General features: G+C 73.6%; 24 protein-coding genes, 1 pseudogene and 1 riboswitch. Of the genes and pseudogenes, 17 read left to right on the top strand and 8 right to left on the bottom strand.

Annotation, left to right across the window (positions count from 1 at the left end; all coding sequences use genetic code 11):
- Positions 1-39: 39 nt before the first annotated feature.
- The 3 genes from ABD944_RS24985 to ABD944_RS24975 all read right to left on the bottom strand — a co-directional run bounded on the left by ABD944_RS24985 (position 40) and on the right by ABD944_RS24975 (position 2,001).
- On the bottom strand, positions 40-591 hold the full coding sequence (locus ABD944_RS24985) for a copper resistance CopC family protein (protein WP_345180337.1): 552 nt from the start codon (positions 589-591) through the stop codon (positions 40-42).
- Positions 588-1,295 (bottom strand): YcnI family copper-binding membrane protein, encoded by a 708-nt coding sequence (locus ABD944_RS24980; protein WP_345180335.1) that lies wholly within the window; start codon positions 1,293-1,295, stop codon positions 588-590. The genes ABD944_RS24985 and ABD944_RS24980 overlap by 4 nt, the downstream gene beginning before the upstream one ends.
- Before the next feature lie 76 nt (positions 1,296-1,371).
- Positions 1,372-2,001, bottom strand: coding sequence for an MFS transporter (locus ABD944_RS24975; protein WP_345180332.1), 630 nt, complete (start codon positions 1,999-2,001; stop codon positions 1,372-1,374).
- Positions 2,002-2,107: 106 nt separating this feature from the next.
- A riboswitch (cobalamin riboswitch) is annotated at positions 2,108-2,324 on the top strand.
- 139 nt (positions 2,325-2,463) lie between these two features.
- Between ABD944_RS24975 and ABD944_RS24970 the strand changes: the two genes are divergently transcribed.
- From ABD944_RS24970 to ABD944_RS24945, 6 genes are all read left to right on the top strand, one after another.
- Positions 2,464-4,788 carry a ribonucleoside-diphosphate reductase subunit alpha gene (locus tag ABD944_RS24970; protein ID WP_345180328.1) on the top strand — a complete coding sequence of 775 codons (2,325 nt, stop codon included), beginning with the start codon at positions 2,464-2,466 and terminating at the stop codon, positions 4,786-4,788.
- A gap of 41 nt (positions 4,789-4,829) precedes the next feature.
- Positions 4,830-5,825 carry a ribonucleotide-diphosphate reductase subunit beta gene (locus tag ABD944_RS24965; protein ID WP_345180326.1) on the top strand — a complete coding sequence of 332 codons (996 nt, stop codon included), beginning with the start codon at positions 4,830-4,832 and terminating at the stop codon, positions 5,823-5,825.
- Between the two features lie 55 nt (positions 5,826-5,880).
- Complete coding sequence (locus ABD944_RS24960) at positions 5,881-6,039, top strand: hypothetical protein (RefSeq protein ID WP_345180322.1); 159 nt, start codon at positions 5,881-5,883, stop codon at positions 6,037-6,039.
- A 132-nt stretch (positions 6,040-6,171) separates the two neighbouring features.
- Positions 6,172-6,798, top strand: a complete 627-nt coding sequence (locus ABD944_RS24955; protein ID WP_345180319.1) for a superoxide dismutase — start codon at positions 6,172-6,174, stop codon at positions 6,796-6,798.
- A gap of 221 nt (positions 6,799-7,019) precedes the next feature.
- The gene (locus tag ABD944_RS24950) at positions 7,020-7,436 is read left to right on the top strand and encodes an acyl-CoA thioesterase (protein WP_345180317.1); all 417 of its coding nucleotides are present in this window, start codon (positions 7,020-7,022) and stop codon (positions 7,434-7,436) included.
- Positions 7,433-8,668: a zinc-binding dehydrogenase gene (locus ABD944_RS24945; protein ID WP_345180314.1), complete on the top strand. Its 1,236-nt coding sequence runs from the start codon at positions 7,433-7,435 to the stop codon at positions 8,666-8,668. The genes ABD944_RS24950 and ABD944_RS24945 overlap by 4 nt, the downstream gene beginning before the upstream one ends.
- On the opposite strand, the gene ABD944_RS24940 is transcribed toward ABD944_RS24945, so the two are convergent.
- Positions 8,567-9,298, bottom strand: coding sequence for a PaaX family transcriptional regulator C-terminal domain-containing protein (locus ABD944_RS24940; protein WP_345180311.1), 732 nt, complete (start codon positions 9,296-9,298; stop codon positions 8,567-8,569). The two genes, ABD944_RS24945 and ABD944_RS24940, sit on opposite strands and share 102 nt — an antisense overlap.
- Before the next feature lie 92 nt (positions 9,299-9,390).
- On the opposite strand from ABD944_RS24940, the gene ABD944_RS24935 reads away from it, so the two are divergent.
- From ABD944_RS24935 to ABD944_RS24920, 4 genes are all read left to right on the top strand, one after another.
- Entirely contained in the window at positions 9,391-11,151 is a 1,761-nt protein-coding gene (locus ABD944_RS24935; protein WP_345180309.1) for an acyl-CoA dehydrogenase family protein, read from the top strand.
- Positions 11,152-11,161: 10 nt separating this feature from the next.
- Positions 11,162-11,929, top strand: a complete 768-nt coding sequence (locus tag ABD944_RS24930; protein WP_345180306.1) for a crotonase/enoyl-CoA hydratase family protein — start codon at positions 11,162-11,164, stop codon at positions 11,927-11,929.
- A 129-nt stretch (positions 11,930-12,058) separates the two neighbouring features.
- Positions 12,059-13,306 carry a cytochrome P450 gene (locus ABD944_RS24925; protein ID WP_345180303.1) on the top strand — a complete coding sequence of 416 codons (1,248 nt, stop codon included), beginning with the start codon at positions 12,059-12,061 and terminating at the stop codon, positions 13,304-13,306.
- A gap of 10 nt (positions 13,307-13,316) precedes the next feature.
- Positions 13,317-14,411, top strand: a complete 1,095-nt coding sequence (locus ABD944_RS24920; protein WP_345180301.1) for an NAD(P)-dependent alcohol dehydrogenase — start codon at positions 13,317-13,319, stop codon at positions 14,409-14,411.
- Here the strand turns inward: ABD944_RS24920 and ABD944_RS24915 are convergent.
- Entirely contained in the window at positions 14,389-15,174 is a 786-nt protein-coding gene (locus tag ABD944_RS24915; RefSeq protein WP_345180297.1) for a helix-turn-helix domain-containing protein, read from the bottom strand. The genes ABD944_RS24920 and ABD944_RS24915 overlap by 23 nt on opposite strands.
- Positions 15,175-15,261: 87 nt before the next feature.
- On the opposite strand from ABD944_RS24915, the gene ABD944_RS24910 reads away from it, so the two are divergent.
- Both ABD944_RS24910 and ABD944_RS42510 read left to right on the top strand, forming a co-directional pair.
- Entirely contained in the window at positions 15,262-15,639 is a 378-nt protein-coding gene (locus ABD944_RS24910; protein WP_345180294.1) for a nuclear transport factor 2 family protein, read from the top strand.
- A gap of 71 nt (positions 15,640-15,710) precedes the next feature.
- A pseudogene (locus tag ABD944_RS42510) lies at positions 15,711-16,154 on the top strand (hypothetical protein); the annotation flags it as partial.
- Here the strand turns inward: ABD944_RS42510 and ABD944_RS24905 are convergent.
- On the bottom strand, positions 16,082-16,990 hold the full coding sequence (locus ABD944_RS24905; RefSeq protein WP_345180290.1) for an NAD(P)-dependent oxidoreductase: 909 nt from the start codon (positions 16,988-16,990) through the stop codon (positions 16,082-16,084). The pseudogene ABD944_RS42510 and the gene ABD944_RS24905 sit on opposite strands and share 73 nt — an antisense overlap.
- A gap of 66 nt (positions 16,991-17,056) precedes the next feature.
- Here ABD944_RS24905 and ABD944_RS24900 point away from each other — a divergent pair, with 66 nt between their 5' ends.
- On the top strand, positions 17,057-18,085 hold the full coding sequence (locus ABD944_RS24900) for a nitronate monooxygenase (protein WP_345180287.1): 1,029 nt from the start codon (positions 17,057-17,059) through the stop codon (positions 18,083-18,085).
- An 82-nt stretch (positions 18,086-18,167) separates the two neighbouring features.
- Here the strand turns inward: ABD944_RS24900 and ABD944_RS24895 are convergent, their stop codons facing one another.
- Positions 18,168-18,527, bottom strand: a complete 360-nt coding sequence (locus tag ABD944_RS24895; protein WP_345180285.1) for a winged helix-turn-helix transcriptional regulator — start codon at positions 18,525-18,527, stop codon at positions 18,168-18,170.
- Positions 18,528-18,581: 54 nt separating this feature from the next.
- On the opposite strand from ABD944_RS24895, the gene ABD944_RS24890 reads away from it, so the two are divergent.
- The 4 genes from ABD944_RS24890 (at position 18,582) to ABD944_RS24875 (ending at position 21,382) form a co-directional block, all read left to right on the top strand.
- The gene (locus tag ABD944_RS24890) at positions 18,582-18,968 is read left to right on the top strand and encodes a YybH family protein (protein ID WP_345180281.1); all 387 of its coding nucleotides are present in this window, start codon (positions 18,582-18,584) and stop codon (positions 18,966-18,968) included.
- 84 nt (positions 18,969-19,052) lie between these two features.
- A complete protein-coding gene (locus ABD944_RS24885; RefSeq protein ID WP_345180278.1) occupies positions 19,053-19,547 on the top strand; it encodes a GNAT family N-acetyltransferase in 495 nt (164 codons plus the stop codon).
- A 144-nt stretch (positions 19,548-19,691) separates the two neighbouring features.
- Positions 19,692-20,108 (top strand): YciI family protein, encoded by a 417-nt coding sequence (locus ABD944_RS24880; protein ID WP_345180276.1) that lies wholly within the window; start codon positions 19,692-19,694, stop codon positions 20,106-20,108.
- Positions 20,105-21,382 carry an RNA polymerase sigma factor gene (locus tag ABD944_RS24875; protein WP_345180274.1) on the top strand — a complete coding sequence of 426 codons (1,278 nt, stop codon included), beginning with the start codon at positions 20,105-20,107 and terminating at the stop codon, positions 21,380-21,382. Before ABD944_RS24880 ends, ABD944_RS24875 begins: the two co-directional genes overlap by 4 nt.
- A gap of 11 nt (positions 21,383-21,393) precedes the next feature.
- On the opposite strand, the gene ABD944_RS24870 is transcribed toward ABD944_RS24875, so the two are convergent.
- Positions 21,394-22,158, bottom strand: a complete 765-nt coding sequence (locus ABD944_RS24870) for a tetratricopeptide repeat protein (RefSeq protein WP_345180271.1) — start codon at positions 22,156-22,158, stop codon at positions 21,394-21,396.
- Positions 22,159-22,241 lie beyond the last annotated feature (83 nt).

Genomic DNA, 22,241 nt, shown 5'->3' with positions numbered 1-22,241 from the left:
CACTGTAATCCTGTAATCATCCGACCGGAAGCTCAACGATCAATCCTGGCGGGGCGAGCGGCGGAACCAGGCGGCGGCGCCCGCCGCCGCCGCGAGGACCAGGGCGGCCAGACCGATCCAGAGCCAGCCCGACGAGCCCCCCGAATCGTTCGTGGAGACGACGGTCGTCCGGGTCGGCGAGGGGGCGGGCTGGGCGGCCCCGGAGGAGCCCCGCACGGTGAACGTGTAGGCGCCCTCGACCGGATGGCCGTCCGAGGCGACGACGCGCCAGCCCACGGTGTACTTCCCGTCGGGCGGCGTGCCGCCGACGGCCTGGGTGACCTTGTTGTCGACCGCCCGCGCGGGCCCGGTCTGGTACTGCCTGCCCGACCCGTCGGTCACGACCACGCGCGGCAGCCGTACCGGATCGCCGTACGTCAGGACGATCTGGGACGGGGCCGCGACCGTCGCGTCCTTCTCGGGACTCGCCGACGTCAGCGCGGTGTGCGCCGACGCCGGGACCGCGATCGCCGCCAGGATCGCCGTGAGCGCCGTCAGGATCGCCGCGAGCGCCGCCGCCCCGGCGGCCCCGCGCAGCGCCGCCCGGGTCATGCCCGGCTCCGCGCCCGGGTCACGCCGTAGGCGCCGACCGCGACGCCGGCCACGCCGACGGCGATGCCGATGCCGCCGAGCAGCCGGGCCGTCCCGTCGCCGGACGACGCGGACGAGGCGGCGGCGGGCTTCACCTGCGCGGTCAGGCCGGCCGTGGCCGCCGAGCCCTTGGGGAGGAGCTTCAGCACCGGCGAGGGGTGCTCCGGCTCGTTCGCCCCCTCGGCGGGGGGCTCCTCCCACTTGACGACCTCTCCGCCGGAGTAGGTCTGGTCGGCCTTGAACACGAGCTGGTCGGTGTCGGTGGGCAGCGGCCCCATCGAGACGTCGAACTCCTCGAACCGGCCGGGCTCGATCCTGCCGCCGCTCCAGGTGATCTTCGTGACGGCCTCGGTCAGCTCGCCGCCCTCGGTCTTCACCGGCGCCGGCAGCTTGGACTTCTCGACCTTCACCGTCCAGCCGGGCAGCGGCCGGACCGACACCGACGACAGCGGGTGGTCGGCCGGCAGGCTCACCACGAGCTTGGTGGTCGAGGCGTCGTCGCGCTCGTTCGGCACCCGGAACGAGACCTTGGTGTACGAGCCCTGCTCGGCGGTCCTGGGGTTGACGCTGACGTGCGCGGACGCCGCCGCGGCCAGGCCGATCACGGACAGGACGGCGAGGGACGCGACGGCGCCGGCGCGCCGGGCGTGCGGAAGGAAGGGCATTGCGGAACTCCGTTCGAGACGTACGGGAATGTCCGGGCGCCGCGAGCCGGCGTCCGGTGACGTACGGCGCTCCGGCTCAGGAGTGAGCGAGCGCCCTCGAACGCGGAGGGGGACCCCGGCGGACGACCTGGTGCCGCAGGGCGCGCCCGGTGGCCGTGACGGCGGCCGCCGCGGGCGCCGTCCGGAGGGGGCGGGCCGGAGGCTCGGCCGGCTCCACGGCGAGCAGGGCCAGCAGCAGCCGGATCGGGCGGTCGGCGAGGGCGGCGACCCGCCGGGCGAGCGACCACGCGGCCCGCTCGCCGCGCCGCAGCCACCACGCGGCCACCAGCGCGGCCGTGCAGTGCGCGAGCGTCATCGCCAGGCCGTTCCCGCCGTGGGCGGCGGGGACCGCGACGGGTTCCGCGGCGCCCGTCATGGCGGCGTGCGCCGCGGGCGCGTGGTGGGGCGCGGTGGCGGCCGTGAACAGCGTGTGCAGGGCGAACTGGCCGCCGAGGAGCCCGCCCAGGATCGTCGCGAGCGAGCGCTCGTGGCCCGCCAGCACCAGCGTCACGCCGAGGACGGCGCCGAAGCCCGTGAGCGCGGCCCAGGCCGGCACCGCCGCGCCGCCCGCCAGGGCGTGCCCGAGGGTCGCCAGCGTCGCGCACACGGTGGCGAACACCACCGCGCGTGCGGGCCGGAACAGCGGCTGCGGCGCATGGGGGCTCATGACGGCCCCCATCGTCCCATCCCCCGCGCGCTCTGCCCAGCCGCCCCCGGACATCCGCCGCCACGCCCAACATCTTGGGGTTGTGCGTTGATCGTCGACTAGATGTAGGGTTCAGTCCCGTGCTGGTCCGCCCCCGCCGTTCGCGGCGGGGGCGGCGTGAGAGGGAACCCGGTGGGAATCCGGGACTGCCCCGCAGCGGTGAGCGGGAACGACCGCCGTCATCGAGCACTGGGCCCGGCGGCCCGGGAAGCGACGGCCAGTAGGACGCCTCGGCAGAGGCGGCGCCCGCGAGTCCGAAGACCTGCCCGCACGCGAGGCCGGGAGACCGGCCTCATCGGGGGTCCGGGTCCGTCCCGGATCGACACACGTCCAGGCCTCGCGGGTGGGCCGGGGACGGAGCGCGGCCTGCCGCCGCGCGCCGTTCGCATGCCTCCGCGAGGCGGCATGCGAGGGGAGATGCACGTGACACAGGTTCTGGCCGCGCCGCCCGCGGAGATCGCCGTCGAGGTCGAGGCGGCCTGCGAGGGGGTGCCGGGCGCCGAGGCCGCGCGGGTGCTGGCCGCGGTCCGGTCCGCGGACGGGCTGGACGCGGCGGCCCTGCGGGACCTCGCGATCGGGGAGGCCGCCGCGCTCATCCCCGCCGAGCCCGGGTACTCCAGGGTGGCCGCGCGGCTGCTCGGCGTCCGGATCCGGGAGGAGGCCGCGGCCGCCGGCGTCCGGACGTTCGCCGAGTCGGTCGCCGCCGCGCACCGCGAGGGACTCCTGGCGGACGACCTGGCCGCCTTCGTCGCCGCCGGGTCCGCCGCGCTGGACGCCCTCGTCGACGACGGCGCCGACGACCGCTTCGAGTACTTCGGGCTCCGGACGGTCTACGACCGGTACCTGCTCAGGCACCCGAGGTCGCGGCTCGTCCTGGAGCGCCCGCAGCACTTTCTCCTCCGGGTGGCGTGCGGGCTCGTCGTTCCCGGCGAAGTCGGGCCGGGGGGTGTGGGGGGCCGGCCCCCCACCGGTGACATGGCGGCGGTCGAGGAGGCCGCCGAGCTGTACGCGCTGCTCAGCACCCTGTCGTACCTGCCCAGCTCGCCCACGCTGTTCAACTCCGGGGCCCGCCGCCCGCAGCTCTCGTCGTGCTTCCTGCTCGACTCGCCGCGCGACGAGCTGGAGTCCATCTACGACCGGTACGGGCAGGTCGCGCGGCTCAGCAAGTACGCGGGCGGCATCGGCGTCTCCTGGACGCGGGTGCGGTCGCGGGGCTCGCTGATCCGGGGCACCAACGGGCACTCCAACGGGATTGTCCCGTGGCTGCGCACGCTCGACTCGTCCGTCGCCGCCGTCAACCAGGGCGGCCGCCGCAAGGGCGCGGCGTGCGTCTACCTGGAGCCGTGGCACGCCGACGTCGAGGAGTTCCTGGAGCTGCGCGACAACACCGGCGAGGACGCCCGCCGCACCCACAACCTCAACCTGGCCAACTGGATCCCGGACGAGTTCATGCGCCGCGTCGAGGCCGACGCGACGTGGTCGCTGTTCGACCCGAAGGAGGTCCCCGAACTGGTCGACCTGTGGGGCGACGAGTTCGACGCGGCCTACCGGGCGGCGGAGCGGGAGGGGCGGTTCGTCCGGCAGGTCCCGGCCCGCAAGCTGTACGGGCGCATGATGCGGACGCTCGCGGAGACGGGCAACGGCTGGATGACGTTCAAGGACGCCGCCAACCGCGCCTGCAACCAGACCGCCGAGCCCGGCAAGGTCGTCCACCTGTCGAACCTCTGCACGGAGATCCTGGAGGTGACGGGCGACCGCGAGGCCGCCGTCTGCAACCTCGGGTCGGTGAACCTGGCCGCGCACGTCGGGCCGTCCGGCGTCGACTGGGAGCGGCTCCGGTCGACGGTCCGCACCGCCGTCCGGTTCCTGGACCGCACCATCGACCGGGGCTTCTACCCGACTCCCGAGGCGGAGAAGGCCAACCGCAAGTGGCGGCCGGTCGGGCTGGGCGTGATGGGCCTCGCGGACGTGTTCTTCACGCTGCGCCTGCCGTTCGACTCGCCCGAGGCGCGCGAGCTGTCGACGCGCATCGCCGAGGAGATCGCCCTCGCCGCCTACAACGCGTCCGCCGACCTCGCCGCCGCCCACGGGCCGCTGCCCGCCTACGGCGCGACCCGCACCGCGCGCGGCGAGCTCCACCTGGACCACTTCCCGGACGCGGCGCCGTCCCGTCCCGCCGACTGGGACGCCCTGCGCGCCCGGGTCGCGGAGGTGGGCCTGCGCAACTCGCTGCTCGTCGCGATCGCGCCGACCGCGACGATCGCGTCCATCGCGGGCTGCTACGAGTGCATCGAGCCGCAGGTGTCCAACCTGTTCAAGCGCGAGACGCTGTCGGGCGAGTTCCTGCAGATCAACCGCTACCTGGTGGAGGACCTGAAGTCGCTCGGGCTGTGGACGCCGGCCGTCCGCGAGGCGGTCAAGAAGGCGAACGGGTCCGTGCAGGGGCTGGTCGACCTGCCGGAGGAGATGCTGTCGCTCTACCGGACGGCCTGGGAGCTGCCGCAGAAGGCGCTCATCGACCTCGCCGCCGCCCGCACCCCGTACATCGACCAGTCGCAGTCGCTGAACCTCTTCATGGAGACGCCGACGATCGGCAAGCTCTCCTCGATGTACGCCTACGCCTGGCGGGCGGGGCTCAAGACGACGTACTACCTGCGGTCCCGCCCGGCGACGCGGATCGCGCAGACGACGGTCGCCGCGGCCGTCTGCTCCCTGGAGAACCCCGAGACCTGCGAGGCGTGCCAGTGACCGAGCGAGCGGAAGAACAGCGGCGAGCGGAGGGGCGGGGCATGCTCCTCGACCCGGGCATGGACCTGACGCTGCGGCCCATGCGCTACCCGGACTTCTACGAGCGGTACCGGGCCGCGATCCGCAACACCTGGACGGTCGAGGAGGTGGACCTCGCCTCCGACCTGGCGGACCTCGCGCGGCTCACGCCCGACGAGCTGCACCTCGTCAACCGGCTGGTCGCGTTCTTCGCCACCGGCGACTCGATCGTGGCGAACAACCTCGTCCTCAACCTCTACAAGCACGTGAACGCGCCGGAGGCCCGGCTCTACCTCTCGCGGCAGCTGTACGAGGAGGCCGTGCACGTCCAGTTCTACCTGACCCTCCTGGACACCTACCTGCCCGATCAGGACGAGCGCGTCAAGGCGTTCGCGGCGATCGAGCACATCCCGTCCATCCGGGCCAAGGCGGAGTTCTGCTTCCGCTGGATCGACTCGCTCGGCTGCCTGGACGAGCTCCGCACCGCCGCCGACCGCAGGGCGTTCCTGCTGAACCTCATCTGCTTCGCGGCCTGCATCGAGGGGCTGTTCTTCTACGGCGCGTTCGCCTACGTGTACTGGCTCCGGTCGCGCGGCCTGCTCAACGGCCTCGCGTCCGGGACGAACTGGGTCTTCCGGGACGAGTCAATGCACATGGAGTTCGCGTTCTCCGTGGTCGACACCGTCCGGGCGGAGGAGCCCGCGCTGTTCGACGCGGAGCTGACGGCCGAGGTCGCCGCGATGATGGAGGAGGCCGTCCAGGCGGAGCTGGCGTTCGCCCGCGACCTGTGCGGGGACGGCCTGCCCGGCATGAGCGCGGACGACATGCGCGCCTACCTCGAATACGTCGCGGACCAGCGGCTCGTCCGGCTCGGCCTGCCCGCCCGCTACGGCACCGCGAACCCGTTCGCGTTCATGGAGTTGCAGGACGTCCAGGAGCTGTCCAACTTCTTCGAGCGGCGCGTTTCGGCCTACCAGATCGGGGTGGAGGGGACGGTCGCGCTCGACGAGGCGTTCTGAACCTTTCGGAACGGGCAGTCGTTGAACCGTGAGGACAAGGCCGAGGAGGAAGAACATGCCTTCCGTCATCGACCGCATCAAGCGGTTCGCCCGGAGCCCGCAGGGCCGCAAGGCGCGCGCCCGCGCGGAACGGCTCGCCCGGGACCCGCGCACCCAGGCGAAGATCCGAGGACTGCTGTCGCGCGGGCGCGGCGGCGGACGCCGCCGCTACTGACCCCACCGAGCGAAACAGGAACAGAAACCGGACCCGCCCTCACCCCGAGGGCGGGTCCGTTCCGTGTCGCGCTCCGGACGCGCCGGTGTTGCGCATTGGACGTAACTGCAACTCGTTTGCAATAGTGGCCGTATGGCCGACTACACGCTTCCCGACCTGCCCTACGACTACGCCGCCCTGGAGCCGGCGATCACCGGCGAGATCCTGGAGCTGCACCACTCCCGGCACCACGCCGCCTACGTCAAGGGCGCCAACGACACGCTGGAGAGGCTCGCCGAGGCGCGCGAGAAGGAGCAGTACGGCGGGCTGGTCGGCCTGGAGAAGACGTTCGCGTTCAACCTCTCCGGCCACGTCCTGCACTCGATCTTCTGGGACAACCTGTCGCCGGACGGCGGCGACCGCCCGGACGGGGAACTGGCGGCGGCCCTCGACGAGCACTTCGGCACGTTCGAGGCGTTCCAGAAGCAGCTCACGGCGGCGACCTCCACCGTCCAGGGCTCCGGCTGGGGCGTCCTCGCATGGGAGCCCCTCGGCAGGCGCCTCGTCGTCGAGCAGGTCTACGACCACCACGGCAACGTCGGCATGAACACGACGCCGCTGCTGGTGTTCGACGCCTGGGAGCACGCCTACTACCTGCAGTACCGCAACGTCCGGCCGGACTACGTGGAGAAGCTCTGGTCGCTCGTGAACTGGACGGACGTCCAGGCCCGCTTCGACGCGGCCCGCGCCCGACCGGAGAGCGCGGCGTCCTCCCGATAGACGGCGGCGTCGGCGCGGCGCCGCTGAGGGGCGGCGTTCACCAGGCCGGGATCGTGCTCAGAACCTTTCCTCGCGGCCCGGTGAACGCCGCTTCCGCCTTGCCGGACGCGGACGCCGAGGGTTGTGCGCGCGCCCTCGCGCAGCCGGGCGACACGGTGCGCGGTCACCGTTGTGCCCGGCCGGTGCGGCGCCGCCGCGGCCCCGCCCCTAGTCTGCTCCTTATGACCGGCGAGTACCTGTACTGGGAGAACGTCCCCACGCGGTGGAAGGACAACGACGTCTACGGGCACGTCAACAACGTCGTCCACTACTCGATGATGGACACCGTCATCAACGAGTGGATGATCCGGACCGCCGGCTTCGACCCCGCGACCTCCGGCTCGATCGCGCTGTGCGTCGAGTCCCACTGCGAGTACAAGGCCGAGGCGTCGTTCCCCGACACGATCCGTGTCGGGCTGCGCGTCGGCAAGCTCGGCCGCTCCAGCGTCCGCTGGGAGGTCGGCATGCTGCGCGGCTCGGACGGCGCGCTCGTCGCCGAGGGCCACTTCGTCCACGTGTTCGTCGACCGCGGCACCCGCCGCCCGGTCGAGATCACCGGAGCCGTCCGCACCGAGATGCAGAAGCTGGTGGCCGCATGACCGCCACCCGCGCGGCCGTCCTCGTCGAGTCGGGACGCCCCGCCCCCTACGCCGCGTCCCGCCCCCTGGAGATCGCCGAGCTCCGCCTCGACCCGCCCGGCCACGGCGAGCTCCTGGTCCGGATCGGCGCCGCCGGCCTCTGCCACTCCGACCTGTCCGTCATCAACGGGTCCCGGCCGCGCCCCCTGCCGATGGCGCTCGGGCACGAGGCCGCGGGCGAGGTGGTGGAGACCGGGCCGGGCACCGAGTTCGCGCCCGGCGACCACGTCGTGCTCGCGTTCGTCCCGGCGTGCGGGCACTGCGAGCGCTGCGTCGCCGGACGTCCCGCCCTCTGCGGGCCGGGCGCCCAGGCCAACGGCGCCGGGACCCTGCTCGGCGGCGGCAGGCGCTTCCGCGCCCCGGACGGCACGCGCCCCCACCACCACCTCGGCGTCTCGGCGTTCTCCGAGTACACCGTCGTCTCGTCCCGCTCCGCCGTGAGGATCGACCGCGACCTGCCCTTCGACGTCGCCGCGCTGTTCGGCTGCGCCGTCCTCACCGGCGCCGGCGCCGCCCTCCACAGCGCGGCCGTGTCGCCGGGCGACACCGTCGCCGTCTTCGGCCTCGGGGGCGTCGGGCTGTCCGCCGTCCTCGCCGCGAAGGCCGCCGGAGCCTCCACCGTCCTCGCCGTGGACGTCGTCGCGTCCAAGCGGGACCTCGCCGGGCGCCTCGGCGCCCGGCCCGTCGCGGGCGGTCCGGACGCCGTCGAGGCGATCCGCGACCTGACGTCCGGCGGCGCCGAGAAGGTGATCGACACGACGGGCGTCGTCGCCGTCCTCGAACAGGCCTACGCGGCCACCCGTCCCGGCGGAACGACCGTCACCGTCGGCCTCCCGGCCCCCGGCGCGCCCCTCACCCTGCCCGCCCTCAGCCTCGTCGCCGAGGAGCGGACCCTGCGCGGCAGCTATCTCGGCTCCTGCGTTCCCCGGCGGGACGTCCCCGCTTCATCGCCCTGTACCGCGACGGCGCCCTTCCCGTGGACGCCCTCCTCAGCGGCCGCCTGCCCCTCGACGAGATCAACGCGGGCTTCGACCGCCTCCACACCGGCGAGGCCGTCCGCCAGCTCGTCACCTTCCCCTGAGAGGACGGCCTCAGGCGAGGACGTGAGTGGTGAGGAGCTGCTCGAAGTCGGCCTCGAAGGCCTCGTAGCGGGCGCGCAGATCGGGGCCCGGCCAGTCGGCGGGCAGCAGTGACGGCGGCAGGAGCGGGTCGTTGAGGAGGTGCCGCAGGACGGCCGCCGCGTAGGTGAAGCGCTCGGCGATCGCGGTCGCCCCGGCCAAAGCGGCGCGCAGGGCGTCGGCCTTGGCCGTCCAGGCGTCCAGGTCCCAGAGGGAGGCGGCCAGGGCCGCGGGGTCCTCCTCGGGGCGGCCCGTGAGGAAGGTGCACTGGCGGACGACGGGTTCGGGGCGCGGCCGGGTCAGGTTCGCCGGGCGCAGCCAGGTGCCCTCCCGCAGCTCGGCGAGCCGCAGCGTCGACATGGCCTGGCGCAGCGCGGCGCGGTCGGCGGCGGGGCGGCGCTCGGCGGTGATGACGGCGATCTCCCAGGCGCCGTCCCACGGGCGGGTCGGGGGGAGGCGCGCCTCGTCCTGCCGGGCCTGGCGGGCGAGGAGGCGCTCGGTGAGGGCGTACGTCCCGCCGGACTGGACGAGGTCACCGGCGGCGACCATGCGCGACAGCGCCACCCGGATCGTCCCCTCCGCGATGCCGAACAGGTCGCCGACGCGGACGAGGTAGCGGGCCGGGAGGCGGGGCGGGTGGACGCCCAGCAGCGTGCTCAGGACGACGGACCGAGCGGTGAGCGGGCGAATCTCCAGGCTGTCCATGGCTGGTGGTGACCCTACCGGGGAGGGAGGGTGGCCCCGTCCTCAGATTACAGTCTTTTCGCCGCGTGAGCTGTAAGTGTAATGTTCGGGCCATGGCGTCTTACCTCATCGAGTCGTTCGACCGGCTCCCGTTCGGGGGCGCGGAGAAGGCGCGCCGCTACGCCACCGAGCGCTACCGGGGCGCGGCCGGCCGCAACTGGTACGACTGCGACCCCACGCTGCGGTTCCTCATGCGGCGGCACCTGGGCGACGGTTTCGGCTGGGCCGAGCCCCGGCTCAGGGAGATGGGCGCGCTGATGGGCGGCCCGATCGCCGAGCGGGCCGAGGAGACGGACCGCAACCCGCCGCGCCTGGAGAAGTACGACCGGTGGGGACGCGACATCAGCGAGGTCGTCATGCCGCCCTCGTTCGAGGCGGCGCGCCGGGACATCGTGGCGACGTCCTTCACCCGGCCCGACTTCGTGGCCGAGGCGAAGCGCGCCGGGACCGACCCCGCGCCGATGGGCGTCGCCTGGAGCTACCTGCTCGACCAGGCCGACATCGGCATGGCGTGCGCGCTCGGCACCGGCGGCGACATGGTCGTGGGGCTGACGGAGATGTTCGCGCCGGACGACGTCAGGGCGCGGGTGCGGGAGCTGTTCGCGGCCGGGGAGATGTCCGGCGAGGCCGCGCAGATGCTCACCGAGCGGTCGGGCGGCTCGGACCTCGGCGCGCTGGAGTCGACCGCCTCCCGGGAGGGCGACGCCTGGCGCCTCAACGGCTTCAAGTGGTTCGCCTCCAACGCCAACGGCTCGGCCTTCGTCGTGCTGGCCAAGCCGGAAGGGGCCGTGGACGGCGTCCGGGGCATCGCGCCGTTCCTCGTCCTGCGGGAGCGGCGGGACGGCTCGCGCAACGGCGTCCGGATCCGGCGGCTCAAGGACAAGCTCGGCACGCGGTCGGTGGCGTCGGCCGAGATCGAGTTCACCGACGCGGAGGCGTTCCTGCTGGCCCCGGCGTCGAGCGCGGGCGAGGGCGGGGACGGCAGGGGCCTGGCCCGCATGATGGAGCTGACCAACGGCGCCCGGCTCGGCATCTCGATGATGGGCCTCGGCTGCGCGCGGCGGGCCCTCGTCGAGTCGCTCTGCTACACGCGGGCGCGCGAGGCGTTCGGCGCGCCGCTGGGCGCGCAGCCGCTCATGCGCCGCAAGCTCGCCGAGCTGATCGTGGAGACCGAGGCCGTGCAGGCGCTCGTCTTCGACGGCTACCTGGGACGTCCCCGGCTGCGGCTCGGGGCCGCGCTCATCAAGCTGCGGGCCGCGCGGCTGGGCGTGACGGCCGCGAGCGACGCCATCGAGATCCACGGCGGGAACGGCTACATCGAGCAGTGGCCGGTCGCGCGGATCCTGCGGGACGCGCAGGTCAACCCCATCTGGGAGGGCGGCGACAACATCCTGTGCCTGGACGTCCGCCGCGCCGTCGAGCGGCAGGACGCGCACGAGCCGTTCCTCGAACGGCTCGACCAGGCCGTCCGGCGGGCGCCCGGCGGGGACGACGAGACGGCCGCGCTGGTCGGGCAGAGCATCGGGCATCTCCGCGAGGCCATCGAGAAATGGCGCGGGCTCGACAGGAACGTGGCCGAAGCGCGCCTCTACCCGCTCGCCCAGTACATGGCCGACGTGTACGCGGCGGCGCTGCTGCTGGAGCAGGCCGGGTGGGAGCGCGCCGATTCCGGCGAGGACCGCAAGGCGCTGGTCGCGCGGCTCTACGCTCGGAGCCACCTCGCCGACCCCGGTCCGCTGCGGGGGATCGACGACCCGGCGGACGAGCTCGAACGCTTCGACGAGCTGGCGGACGGCGCGTTCACCGACGACTAGGAGGCCGCGCGTGGCGGTACGGATCGAGCGGGACGGCCCGGTGACCACGGTGGTGATGTCCCGCCCGGCGACGCGCAACGCCGTCGACGGGCCGACGGCGCGCGAGCTGGCCGCCGCCTTCCGCGAGTTCGACGCGGACGACGGCGCGAGCGTCGCCGTCCTGTGGGGCGAGGGCGGGACGTTCTGCTCCGGCGCCGACCTCACCTCGGTCGGCACCGGCCGCGGCCCGCGCCTCGACCCGCCCCCGGCCGACGGGCCGCTCGGCTGCACGCGGATGCGCCTGTCGAAGCCGGTCATCGCGGCGGTCGCGGGCCATGCCGTCGCCGGGGGCCTGGAGCTGGCGCTGTGGTGCGATCTGCGTGTCGCGGAGGAGACGTCCACCTTCGGCGTCTACTGCCGGCGCTGGGGCGTCCCGCTCGTCGACGGCGGGACGGTCCGGCTCCCGCGCCTGATCGGCGCGAGCCGCGCCATGGACATGATCCTCACCGGGCGGCCGGTGGACGGGCGGGAGGCGTTCGAGATCGGCCTCGCCAACCGGCTCGTCCCGCTGGGCAAGGCGCGGGAGGCGGCCGAGGAGCTGGCGGCCGGGCTGGCGCGGTTCCCGCAGACCTGCCTGCGGGGCGACCGGCTGTCGGCGCTGGAGGCGGAGGGCCTCCCCGAGGACGAGGCGATCGCCGCCGAGTACCGCCACGGCCTCCGCTCCATGGAGGATGCCGTCGAGGGCGCCGGGCGGTTCGCGAGCGGACGCGGACGGCACGGCGACTTCGGCGACATCTGAGCCCCCGCGGCGCGCCCGGCGTCCTGGCGTCCGCGCCCGCCGACATGGCTCCGAAGGTCGTTGACCGAACGCAATTCGGGACCGTAGGTTCCTGAGGGGCGGCCGCCGTGAGCGAGGAGAGCGAAAGCGATGACGCTGACCGTGGAGGAGGCGGGCCTGGCGCTCGCCGACCCGAAGGCCTACGCCGACGACCGGCGGTTCCATGAGTCCCTCGCGCTGCTCCGCCGCGAGTCCCCGGTGCACCGGGTGGAGGCCCCCGGCTACACGCCCTTCTGGGGGATCACCAAGCACGAGGACGTCCTGGAGATCGAGCGCAACCACCGGCTGTTCCTCAACGCCCCGCGCCCGGTGCTCGGCACCGCCGAGTTCGACGCGCTGAACCGGCAGCGCGCGGAGCAGGGCATCGCGCTGCGCACGCTCGTCCACATGGACGACCCCGACCACCGGGTGATCCGGGCGATCGGCGCGGACTGGTTCCGGCCGCGCGCGATGCGGGCCCTGGAGCCGCGCGTCCGCGAGCTGGCCAGGCGGTACGTCGACCGGATGGTGGAGCTCGGCGGCGAGTGCGACTTCGCGCGCGAGGTCGCCGTCCACTTCCCGCTGTACGTGATCCTCTCGCTGCTCGGCCTGCCGGAGAGCGACTTCGACCGCATGCTGAAGCTCACGCAGGAGCTGTTCGGCGGCGACGACGCCGAGTTCCAGCGGGGCACGACGAACGAGGAGAAGCTCCAGGTCCTGCTGGACTTCTTCGCCTACTTCCAGGGCCTGACGGAGGAGCGCCGCAAGCACCCCACCGACGACCTCGCCTCCGCCATCGCGAACGCGCGCGTCGACGGCGAGCCGCTCAACGACTTCGACACCGCGTCCTACTACGTGATCGTCGCGACGGCCGGGCACGACACCACCAGCGCGACGATTGCCGGGGGCCTGCACGCGCTCATCGAGCACCCCGACCAGATCGAGCGGCTCCGCGAGAAGCCGGAGCTGATGCCGCTCGCCGTGGACGAGATGATCCGCTGGGTCACGCCGGTCAAGGAGTTCATGCGCACCGCCACCGAGGACTACGACCTGCGCGGCGTCACGATCCGCAAGGGCGAGGCGGTGCTGCTGTCCTACCCGTCCGCGAACCGGGACGAGGAGGTCTTCGACGACCCGTTCCGCTTCGACGTCGGCCGCGACCCGAACCGGCACCTGGCGTTCGGGTTCGGCGTCCACTACTGCCTGGGCGCGGCGCTGGCCCGCATCGAGGTCCGCGCCTTCTTCGAGGAGCTGCTGCCCCGCCTCGGCTCGATCGAGCTCGCCGGGCCGCCGGAGGGCATCGCCACGACCTTCGTCGGCGGCCTCAAGCGCCTCCCCGTCCGCTACTCCCTCGCCTAAGGAACCCCCGGTGCAGATCGAAGCCGCGGTGCTGCGCGCCGCAGACGCCCCCTACACGATCGAGTCGCTCGACCTCGCCGACCCCGGGCCCGGCGAGGTCCTCGTCAAGATCGCGGGCGCGGGGATGTGCCACACCGACCTGCTCGGGCGCGTCCCCGGCGACCTCGTCGCGAAGCCGGTCGTCCTCGGGCACGAGGGCTCCGGCGTGGCCGAGGCGGTCGGCCCCGGCGTCACCGGCCTCACCGCCGGCGACCACGTGGTCATGTCGTTCGACTCGTGCGGGGAGTGCGCCAACTGCCGCGCCGCCAAGCCCGGCGCCTGCCCGCAGATGACCGCGCTCAACATGCTCGCGATGCCGCTGGACGGGACGCCCCGCGCCACCGGTCCCGGCGGCGAGCCCGTCCACACGCGCTGGTTCGGGCAGTCGTCGTTCGCGAGCCACGCCCTCGGGACCGCCCGCAACGTCGTCCCGGTCACCAAGGACGTCCCCCTCGACGTGCTCGGGCCGCTCGGCTGCGGCGTGCAGACCGGCGCCGCCTCCGTGCTGGTGTCGCTCGGCGTCCGCGCGGGCGACAGCATCGCGGTCTTCGGCGCGGGCGCGGTCGGGCTGGCCGCCGTGATGGCCGCGCGGATCGCGGGCGCCTCCACGATCGTCGCCGTCGACCTGCACGAGTCCCGGCTCGACCTGGCCCGCGAGCTCGGCGCCACCCACGTCCTCCACGGGGCGGACGACGACATCGCCGGCCAGATCCGGGCGATCTCCGGCGGTGAGGGCGTGCAGTACTCGTTCGACTCCACGGCCGTCCCGGAGGTCGTCTCGACGGCGGTCGCCTCGCTGCGCACCACCGGCGTCTGCGGCCTGGTCGGCGTCGGCGCCGCCGAGTACCGGCTGGACGCCAACCTCCTGCTCATGGGACGGACGGTCAAGGGCATCATCGAGGGCGACGCCGTCCCGCACACGTTCATCCCGCGGATGATCGAGATGTGGCGGCAGGGCCGCTTCCCGTTCGACCGGCTGGTCACCGCCTACCCGCTCGCCCAGATCAACGAGGCGGAGGCCGACACGACGTCCGGCAAGGTCGTCAAGCCGGTACTGGTCCCGTGAGCCCTGGGCCAGGGTTCTCGAACCAGGAGGCGCTCTCGGCGTCCGCCGGGTAGTACGACTCGACGGCGACCTCGTCCAGGGTGATGTCCAGGGGAGTGCCGAACGTGGTGATGGTGGAGAACAGCCGCAGCTCCCGCCCCCCGAACCGGACGATCATCTGGATCATGACGTCGGCGTCCGAGGGCGCGTCCTCGGGCCCGGGTTCCAGCAGTTCCCGGTAGAGGGCCGCGAGGCCGGGGTCGGGCGCGGCGGCGAGCTGGCGCCTGACCCGCGACCGGAACACCGCGCGCACGTCGGCCAGGTTGACGACCAGGCGGGCGAGCCCGCGCGGGTCCAGGCCGAGCCGCAGCAGGTTGACCGGCGGCCGGAGCAGCTCGGGGTCGACCTCCGCGAGGAACGGCCCGACGGCGCGGTTGGTCATGACGATGTTCCAGCGGCGGTCGAACGCCAGCGCCGGATACGGCTCGTGCGCGCGGAGCACCCGCTCGACCGCGCTCCGGGCGGCGGACAGCGCGTCGTCGTCGAGGGGCCGTTCGGCGTACCGGGGGGCGAAGCCGGCCGCGAGCAGCAGCCGGTTGCGGTCGCGCAGCGGCACGTCGAGCTGGTCCGCGAGCCGCAGCACCATCGCGGCGCTCGGGTTGGACTTGCCCGTCTCGACGAGGCTGACGTGCCGGGCCGAGACGTCGGCCGCGATCGCGAGGTCGAGCTGGCTGAGCCGCCGATGGTGCCGCCACTGCCGCAGGAGCTCCCCGATCGTGTCCACGGTCGTCGAGATTACTCATCGTGGAACGGAACGCCATGAAATGGGAGTTCATCGACAGTCCGCGGCCACCGCCGGAACACTGCGGCCATGACCAACAAGGAAATCGTTCAGCGGGCCCTTTCCGAGCTGCTCGCCACGGGCAGCACCGAGGGGCTCCGGCCGCTGCTCAGCGAGGACTTCGTGCACCACCGGCCGGACGCCTCCTCGACCAGGGACGAATGGCTCGCCGCCGTCGAGGCGGCGCTCACCCCGCTCGCCGGCATGCAGGTCGAGATCGGCCACCTGCTGGCCGACGGCGAGCACGTCGTGCTGCACACGCGGCGGCGGATCCCGGACGGCCCGGAGATCGCGGTCGTCGACGTCTGGCGCATCGACGACGGGCTGCTCGCCGAAGCCTGGGAGATCATCGAGCCGGTGGCCCAGGCGCCCGCCAACCTCACCTGGTGGGCCCCCGCCGCGGTCTGACCTGGTAGACCTCGCGGCCGAAGCCGTCCCCGGATCCACCCGGGGGCGGCTTCAGGCGCGACAACTTCGATCCGGAGAAGTACCGGGAGACCAACTACAAGCAGCTCCGCGGCGACGACGCCCAGATTTTCGGGCGCGGGGCCAACTGGTTCAGCCAGATCGCTCTGTGGCGCTACTCCGAGGGAAAGGGACAGTTCTCCCACGGAATCGACGTCGGGTCCGGGACGAACCTGTACCCCACCCTCAGCATGCTGGGGTACTGCCGGAAGATCACGCTCTTCGAGTACGGGGCGGCCAACGTCGAGTACCTGAGGGGCGAGATCAAGCACCTCAGCGACCCGTGGAAGCCGTTCTGGGAGATCGTCGCGCCGTTCGTCGGCAACCGCGACTTCGAGTGGACGTCGTGCGGGCCCACTTGGTTCTGCTCGTGTCGGGCCTGCGTTCAGACGACGCGGTGGAGGAGGTCGTCGCCGCGCGCGAGGCGGCGGCAGTTCTCCGCGGCGACCGCGAAGTAGCGGTCCCACGTCTCGCGGGTCAGCCACGCCACGTGCGGCATGACGACCACAGTGTCGAGAGCCAGCAGCGGGTTCCCCGCGTCTACGGGCTCCTTCTCGAAGACGTCCAGCCCCGCGCCGCCGAGACGTCCCGACGTGAGCGCCGCCACCAGCGCCGCCTCGTCGATCACCGCGCCGCGCGCGGTGTTCACCACGATCGCTCCCTCCGGCAGCAGCGCGAGCCTTCCGGCGTCGAGCAGGTGACGGGTCTCGTCCGTCAGCGGGACGTGCACCGAGACGACGTCGCTGGCGCCCAGCAGATCGTCCAGCTCGCGCCAGGCCGGGTCGTCGCGCCGGGGCCGCCGGGTCGTGTACAGGACGGTCGCCCCGATCGCCTCCAGCATCCCGCGCAGCAGGGTCGCGATCTCGCCTCCGCCGAGGAGCCCGACCGTCCGTCCGGCCAGCTCGCCGCCCACCAGGGACCGGCCGGCGGGCCACCCCTCCCCGCGCCGCGTCCGCGCGTCGAACGGCACGACCCGCCGCAGCGCCGCCAGCATCAGCAGCAGCGACGTCTCCGCGACGGCCTGCGCGTTGCGGCCCGGCATGTTCGCGACCGCGATCCCGCGCTCGGCCGCGGCGTCCAGGTCGATGGTGTTCACGCCCGTGCCGAGCTTCTGGATCAGCCGCAGCTTCGGCGCCCGGTCCATGTCGGCGGCCGTCACCGGGCGCAGCACGTGCCAGAGCACCTCGGTGTCCGGCAGCAGCCCCGCGAACCGCGCGTCGTCCTGCTCCGAGCAGCTCACGATGTCGAGACCGGGCTCCTCATGATCCATGTCGTAGTGCAGCAGCACCCGCACGCCGTCCCCCTTCCCTCGCCGCGACCCCGGCGTCACCGCCCGGCGTCCCCCGCGATTATCGTGCGGATGGTGAGCAGGAATGGGACAGAAGCGAGCGCCCTGCCGGTGGACCTGCCGATCGTGCAGGCCCCCATGGCGGGCGGGCCGTCGACGCCGGAGCTGGCCGCCGCCGTCTCGAACGCGGGCGGCCTCGGCTTCCTCGCCGCCGGCTACAAGACGACCGAGGCCATGCGCGCCGACATCGCCGCCACGCGCGAGCTGACGTCCCGCCCGTTCGGGATGAACGTCTTCATGCCGTCCCTGGACGAGATCGACCCGGCCGAGGTCGCCGCCTACCGCGACCTCCTCGCCCCCGAGGCCGCCCGCCTCGGCGTGGAGCCGGGCACCCCGGGCGCCCGCGACGACGACTACGACGCGAAGATCGCCGACCTGGTGTCCGACCCGCCCGCGGTCGTCAGCTTCACGTTCGGCTGCCCGGCCCCGGACGTCATCCGCGCCCTCAAGGACAGGGGCGCGACCGTCGTCGTCACCGTGACCTCCGTGGACGAGGTCCGCCACGCGTCCGCCGCCGACGCGCTCTGCCTCCAGGGCCCGGAGGCCGGGGGCCACCGCGGCTCGTTCACCAACACCCTCCAGGACTCGCTGCCGTTGCGCGCGCTGGTCCCGGCCGTCCGCGGGATGACCCGGCAGCCGCTCATCGCCGCCGGGGGCCTGGCCACGGCCGCCGACGTCGCCGAGGTCCTCTCCCTCGGCGCTGTCGCCGCCCAGCTCGGGACGGCGTTCCTGCGCTGTCCGGAGAGCGGTGCCAGCGACGTCCACAAGGCCGCCCTCACCGACCCCCGCTACACCTCAACCGCGATGACCAGGGCGTTCAGCGGACGTCCCGCGCGCGGGCTGGTCAACCGGTTCCTCACCGAGCACTCGGGGGACGCCCCCGCCGCCTACCCGGACGTCCACTACGTGACGGCGCCCTTGCGCCGCGCGGCGGCGGCCCAAGGCGACCCCGAGGGCGTCAACCTCTGGGCAGGGGAGTCGTTCCGGGAGACGACCGAAACCCCCGCCGCCGCCCTGGTGGAGTCCCTCGCTCCCGCCTGATGCCCGACCTCGCGATCCTCCGCCGGAGGGTTCGTCGTCACCCGGCCCGAGGAGCCCCCGATGGAGGGGGCCAACCGCCTGACTACGCTTCGGCGCCCCAGTCCCACATGGCCTGGAGCACCGGCCCCAGGCGGCGGCCCCGCGCGGTGAGCGCGTACCGCGTGCGCGGAGGCCAGCCCGCCCGCCTCTCCCGTTCGAGCACGCCCGCCTCGGCGAGCTGCGCCAGCCGGTCGGCCAGCACCTTGTCGGACAGGGTCGGGAGGGCCCGCCGCAGCTCGCTGTACGAGCGGTCGCCCCGCAGGAGCTCGCGGACCACCAGCGTCGTCCAGCGCCCGCGCAGCGCGTGCAGGGTGATCTCCACCGGGCAGGACGGCGTGGGCTCCGCCGCGCCCGCGCGCGGATCGTCGGGCAGCCCCGGATGGCTGACCGTTTGGTGAGTCACGAGAGCGCCTCCTAGCGTTTCGCGTCCTGGACCTGTCTACCCGGAAGGACGACGATGCGCCCATTGGCCGAACGCCCCGAGGACGTCGCGCCCGTCTTCGCCGACCGTTTCAACAGCGGCGACCCGGCGGCGGTCGCCGAGCTGTACGAGGAGGGGGCGGTGTTCGTCCCCGCACCGGGCACGCCGCTGACCGGCGCCGACGCCCACGCCGCCAACGCCCGCTTCATGGCCCTCGGCCTGCCGATCAGGGTCGCCCCGCGCCACGTCTACTCCGCCGGCGACCTCGCCCTGCTGATCGTCGACTGGGTGATCGAAGGCGAGGGGGCCGAGGGCCCGGTCCGCATCGAGGGCACCGCCACCGACGTCGCCCGCCGGGGCCCGGACGGCCGCTGGCGCTACGTCCTCGACAACCCCTTCGGCACGGCCGCCTCCGGCGCGTAGGGCGGCCGTGGTCAGCCGCGTCGCGGTTCACGGCGTCCGCTGTAAGGGTTGAGGTGCGTGAAGTAATTACGTCACTCTTGTCCCATGGACCAGGACGGACGCCGCACCGGGGTGCGGCAGGCGGTGGAAGGCGACGTCGCGGAGCTCGTGCGGCTGCGGGCGCTGCTCTTCGAGGATCTCGGCGGGGAGTTCTTCGCGCCGCCGGCCGGGGACGACGGGTGGCGGCACACCCTCGCCACGGTGCTGAAGGAGCAGCTGACGGCGGACACGGTGCGGATCCTCGTCGTGGACGGCGACGGCGACGGCGGCCTGGCCGCGTGCGGGATCGGGACCATCGAGCAGCGGCTGCCCGGTCCGCACCTGCCCAGCGGCCGCCTCGGCCAGGTGATCGGCGTGGTCACCGATCCGGCGCACCGGCGCCGCGGCCACAGCCGCGCGATCATGCACGGCCTGCTCGACTGGTTCCGGGAGCGCGACGTCGCGCGCGTGGACCTGCACGCCTCCCGCGACGGCGAGCGCCTCTACCGCGACCTCGGCTTCGTCGACCACCCTGACCCGGCGCTGTACTGGCGCCCTTGAGGCAGCGCCCTGACCAGGTGTTCCGTGCGCGGCGACGTCTCTGGGAAGAAATACGGGGGGACGTGTCGATCCAAGCCGTCCTCCGTTCGACCTAGGGATGAGAGGGCCCCGCGGAGGGGCCCGGACGCACACGGAGACAGAGCGATGAAGTACATGCTGATCATGCGGGCGACGGACGAGGCGTACGCGGGCATGGCGGACACGGACCCCGCCGAGATGATCGAGACCGTGGGCCGGTTCAACCAGGAGCTGATCCAGGCCGGGGTGCTGCTCGCCGCCGAGGGGCTCGACGACCCGTCCGAGAGCGTGGTCGTCGACCACTCCTCCGAGCCGCCCGTCGTCACCGACGGCCCGTACGGCGAGACGAAGGAGCTGTTCGGCGGGTTCTACATCCTCGACGTGGCCTCGAAGGAGGAGGCCGTCGAGTGGGCCCGGCGGGCGCCGGCCGGTCCCGGCTTCAAGACCGAGATCCGCCGCGTCCCCACCATCGACGAGTTCCCGCAGGACAACGAGTGGATCCGGAAGGAGCGGGCCTGGCGCGAGGCCACCGGCCAGCTGTGACGGGCGACCCCACCGGCCGCGAGGCCGTCGCCGCCGTCTGGCGGATCGAGTCGGCGCGGATCGTCGGCGCCCTCGCCCGCTACACCGGCGACTTCGCGCTGGCCGAGGACCTCGCGCAGGAGGCGCTGGCCGAGGCGCTCGTGACCTGGCCGCGCGACGGCGTCCCCCGCAACCCGTCGGGGTGGCTGCTCACCGTGGGGCGGCGGCGCGCGATCGACGCGTTCCGCCGCCGCTCCGCCCTCGACGAGCGGTACGCCGCCCTCGCCCACGACCTGGACGAGGGCGGCGCCGCCACCGGACGCCCGCCCGAGAAGGACGACGACGTGCTCTGGGACCCCGACCGGATCGACGACGACGTGCTCGCGCTCATGTTCGTCTCGTGCCACCCCGTCCTGTCGCGGGAGGCGCGGATCGCGCTGACGCTGCGCGTGGTCGGCGGCCTGACCAGCGACGAGATCGCCCGTGCCTTCCTCGTCCCGACCGCGACCGTCCAGGCCCGGATCACCCGCGCGAAGAAGACGCTCGGCGCGGCCCGGGTGCCGTTCGAGGCGCCGGCGGCCGGGCGGCGGGCCGAGCGCCTCCCCTCCGTCCTCAACGTCGTCTACCTGATCTTCACCGAGGGCTCGACGGCGAGCTCGGGCGGTGAGCTCATCCGGTTCGACCTCGCGGGCGAGGCGCGGCGGCTGGCCCGCGTCGTGGCCCGGCTGATGCCGGACGAGCCGGAGGCGCACGGCCTGCTGGCGCTGCTGGAGCTGACCGCCGCGCGCTTCCCCGCCCGCACCGCCCCGGACGGCGAGCCGGTCCTGCTGGAGCACCAGGACCGCACCCGCTGGGACGGCGCCGCGATCCGCCGGGGGCGCGCCGCCCTGTCCCGCGCCGAGAAGGCGGGCCGCGGCCTGGGCCCCTACGGCCTCCAGGCGGCGATCGCCGAGTGCCACGCCCTCGCCCCCTCGGTCGCCGAGACCGACTGGGACCGCATCGTCCTCCTCTACGAGGCGCTGGGCCGCCTGGCCCCGTCTCCCGTGGTCGACCTCAACAGGGCCGTGGCGGTTTCGATGGCGAACGGCCCTGCCGCCGCGCTCGCGATCGTCGACGACCTGGCGGCCTCAGGCGCCCTGGCGAACTCCCACCTGCTCCCCAGCGTCCGCGGCGAACTCCTCACCCGCCTGGGCCGCCCCGACGAAGCCCGCACGGAACTGGAACGAGCCGTCGAACTCGCGGCCAACGACCGCGAGCGCGCCCTCCTCCGGCACAAACTCGCCGCCCTCTCCTGAAGGGAGACCGGTCAGAAGAGGCCGGGCATGTAGGGGGCGCCGTTCGCGCGGACTCCGCGCGCCACGGCCGTCGCCCTCGCCTCACCCCGCGGATGCCCGGCCTGCCCGGCCCTGCGGAAGTACTGCTCGGCCCCGGCCATGTCGTCCTTGTGCTCGCAACGGACCCCGAGGTTGAACAGGGAGTCCGGGTCACCCGCAGCCGCGCCCTTCTCCCACCACTCGTCGGCCTCCTCCCGTCGGCCCTGGGAGTACAGGTGATTGGCGAGGGCACTGAGCGCACGGCCGTCGCCCTCCTCGGCGGCGCGCCGCAGCCATTCCTCGGACTCCTCCGCCTGCCCCATCTCCCCGAGCGCCAGACCGAGGTTGGTCATCGAACCGGCGCGCCCTGCCTCGGCCGCGATGCGGAACTGCTCGGCGGCTCCCTGCACGTCACGACGGCGGATGAGCAGCAGCCCGAGATTGTGCCGAGCGTCGACCTCCCCCGCCTCGGCCGACGTGCGGTACCAGCTTTCCGCCTCCTCGTCCCGTCCCTGGCCCGAGCAGAGGATGCCGAGATTGAGCTGCCCGACCCGGTCGCCCGCGTCGGCCGCCGCCCGCCACCACCGCTCGGCCTCGGCCTCGTCCCGCTCCACGACCAGGATGCCGAGCTTCAGCATGGCGTCGACATGCCCCGCCTCAGCAGCCACCCTGAACAGCCGCTCGGCCTCCCGCACCTGCCCCTGCTCCTGGAGCGACTTCGCCTCCAGGAACTCGGCCTCTCCACGTCCTGACTCCATACCGTCCCCTTTCACGATCACCCAGATCCGATCATCCCGGCTCCAGAACGGTTCCCTCCGTCCGCCGGACGGGACGAGGCGAG

It is taken from the genome of Actinomadura verrucosospora (genome assembly GCF_039540335.1).
Lineage (GTDB): Bacteria > Actinomycetota > Actinomycetes > Streptosporangiales > Streptosporangiaceae > Spirillospora > Spirillospora verrucosospora.
Note: the sequence above shows the minus strand (reverse complement) of the source record. Positions and strands in the feature narration are given on the sequence as shown.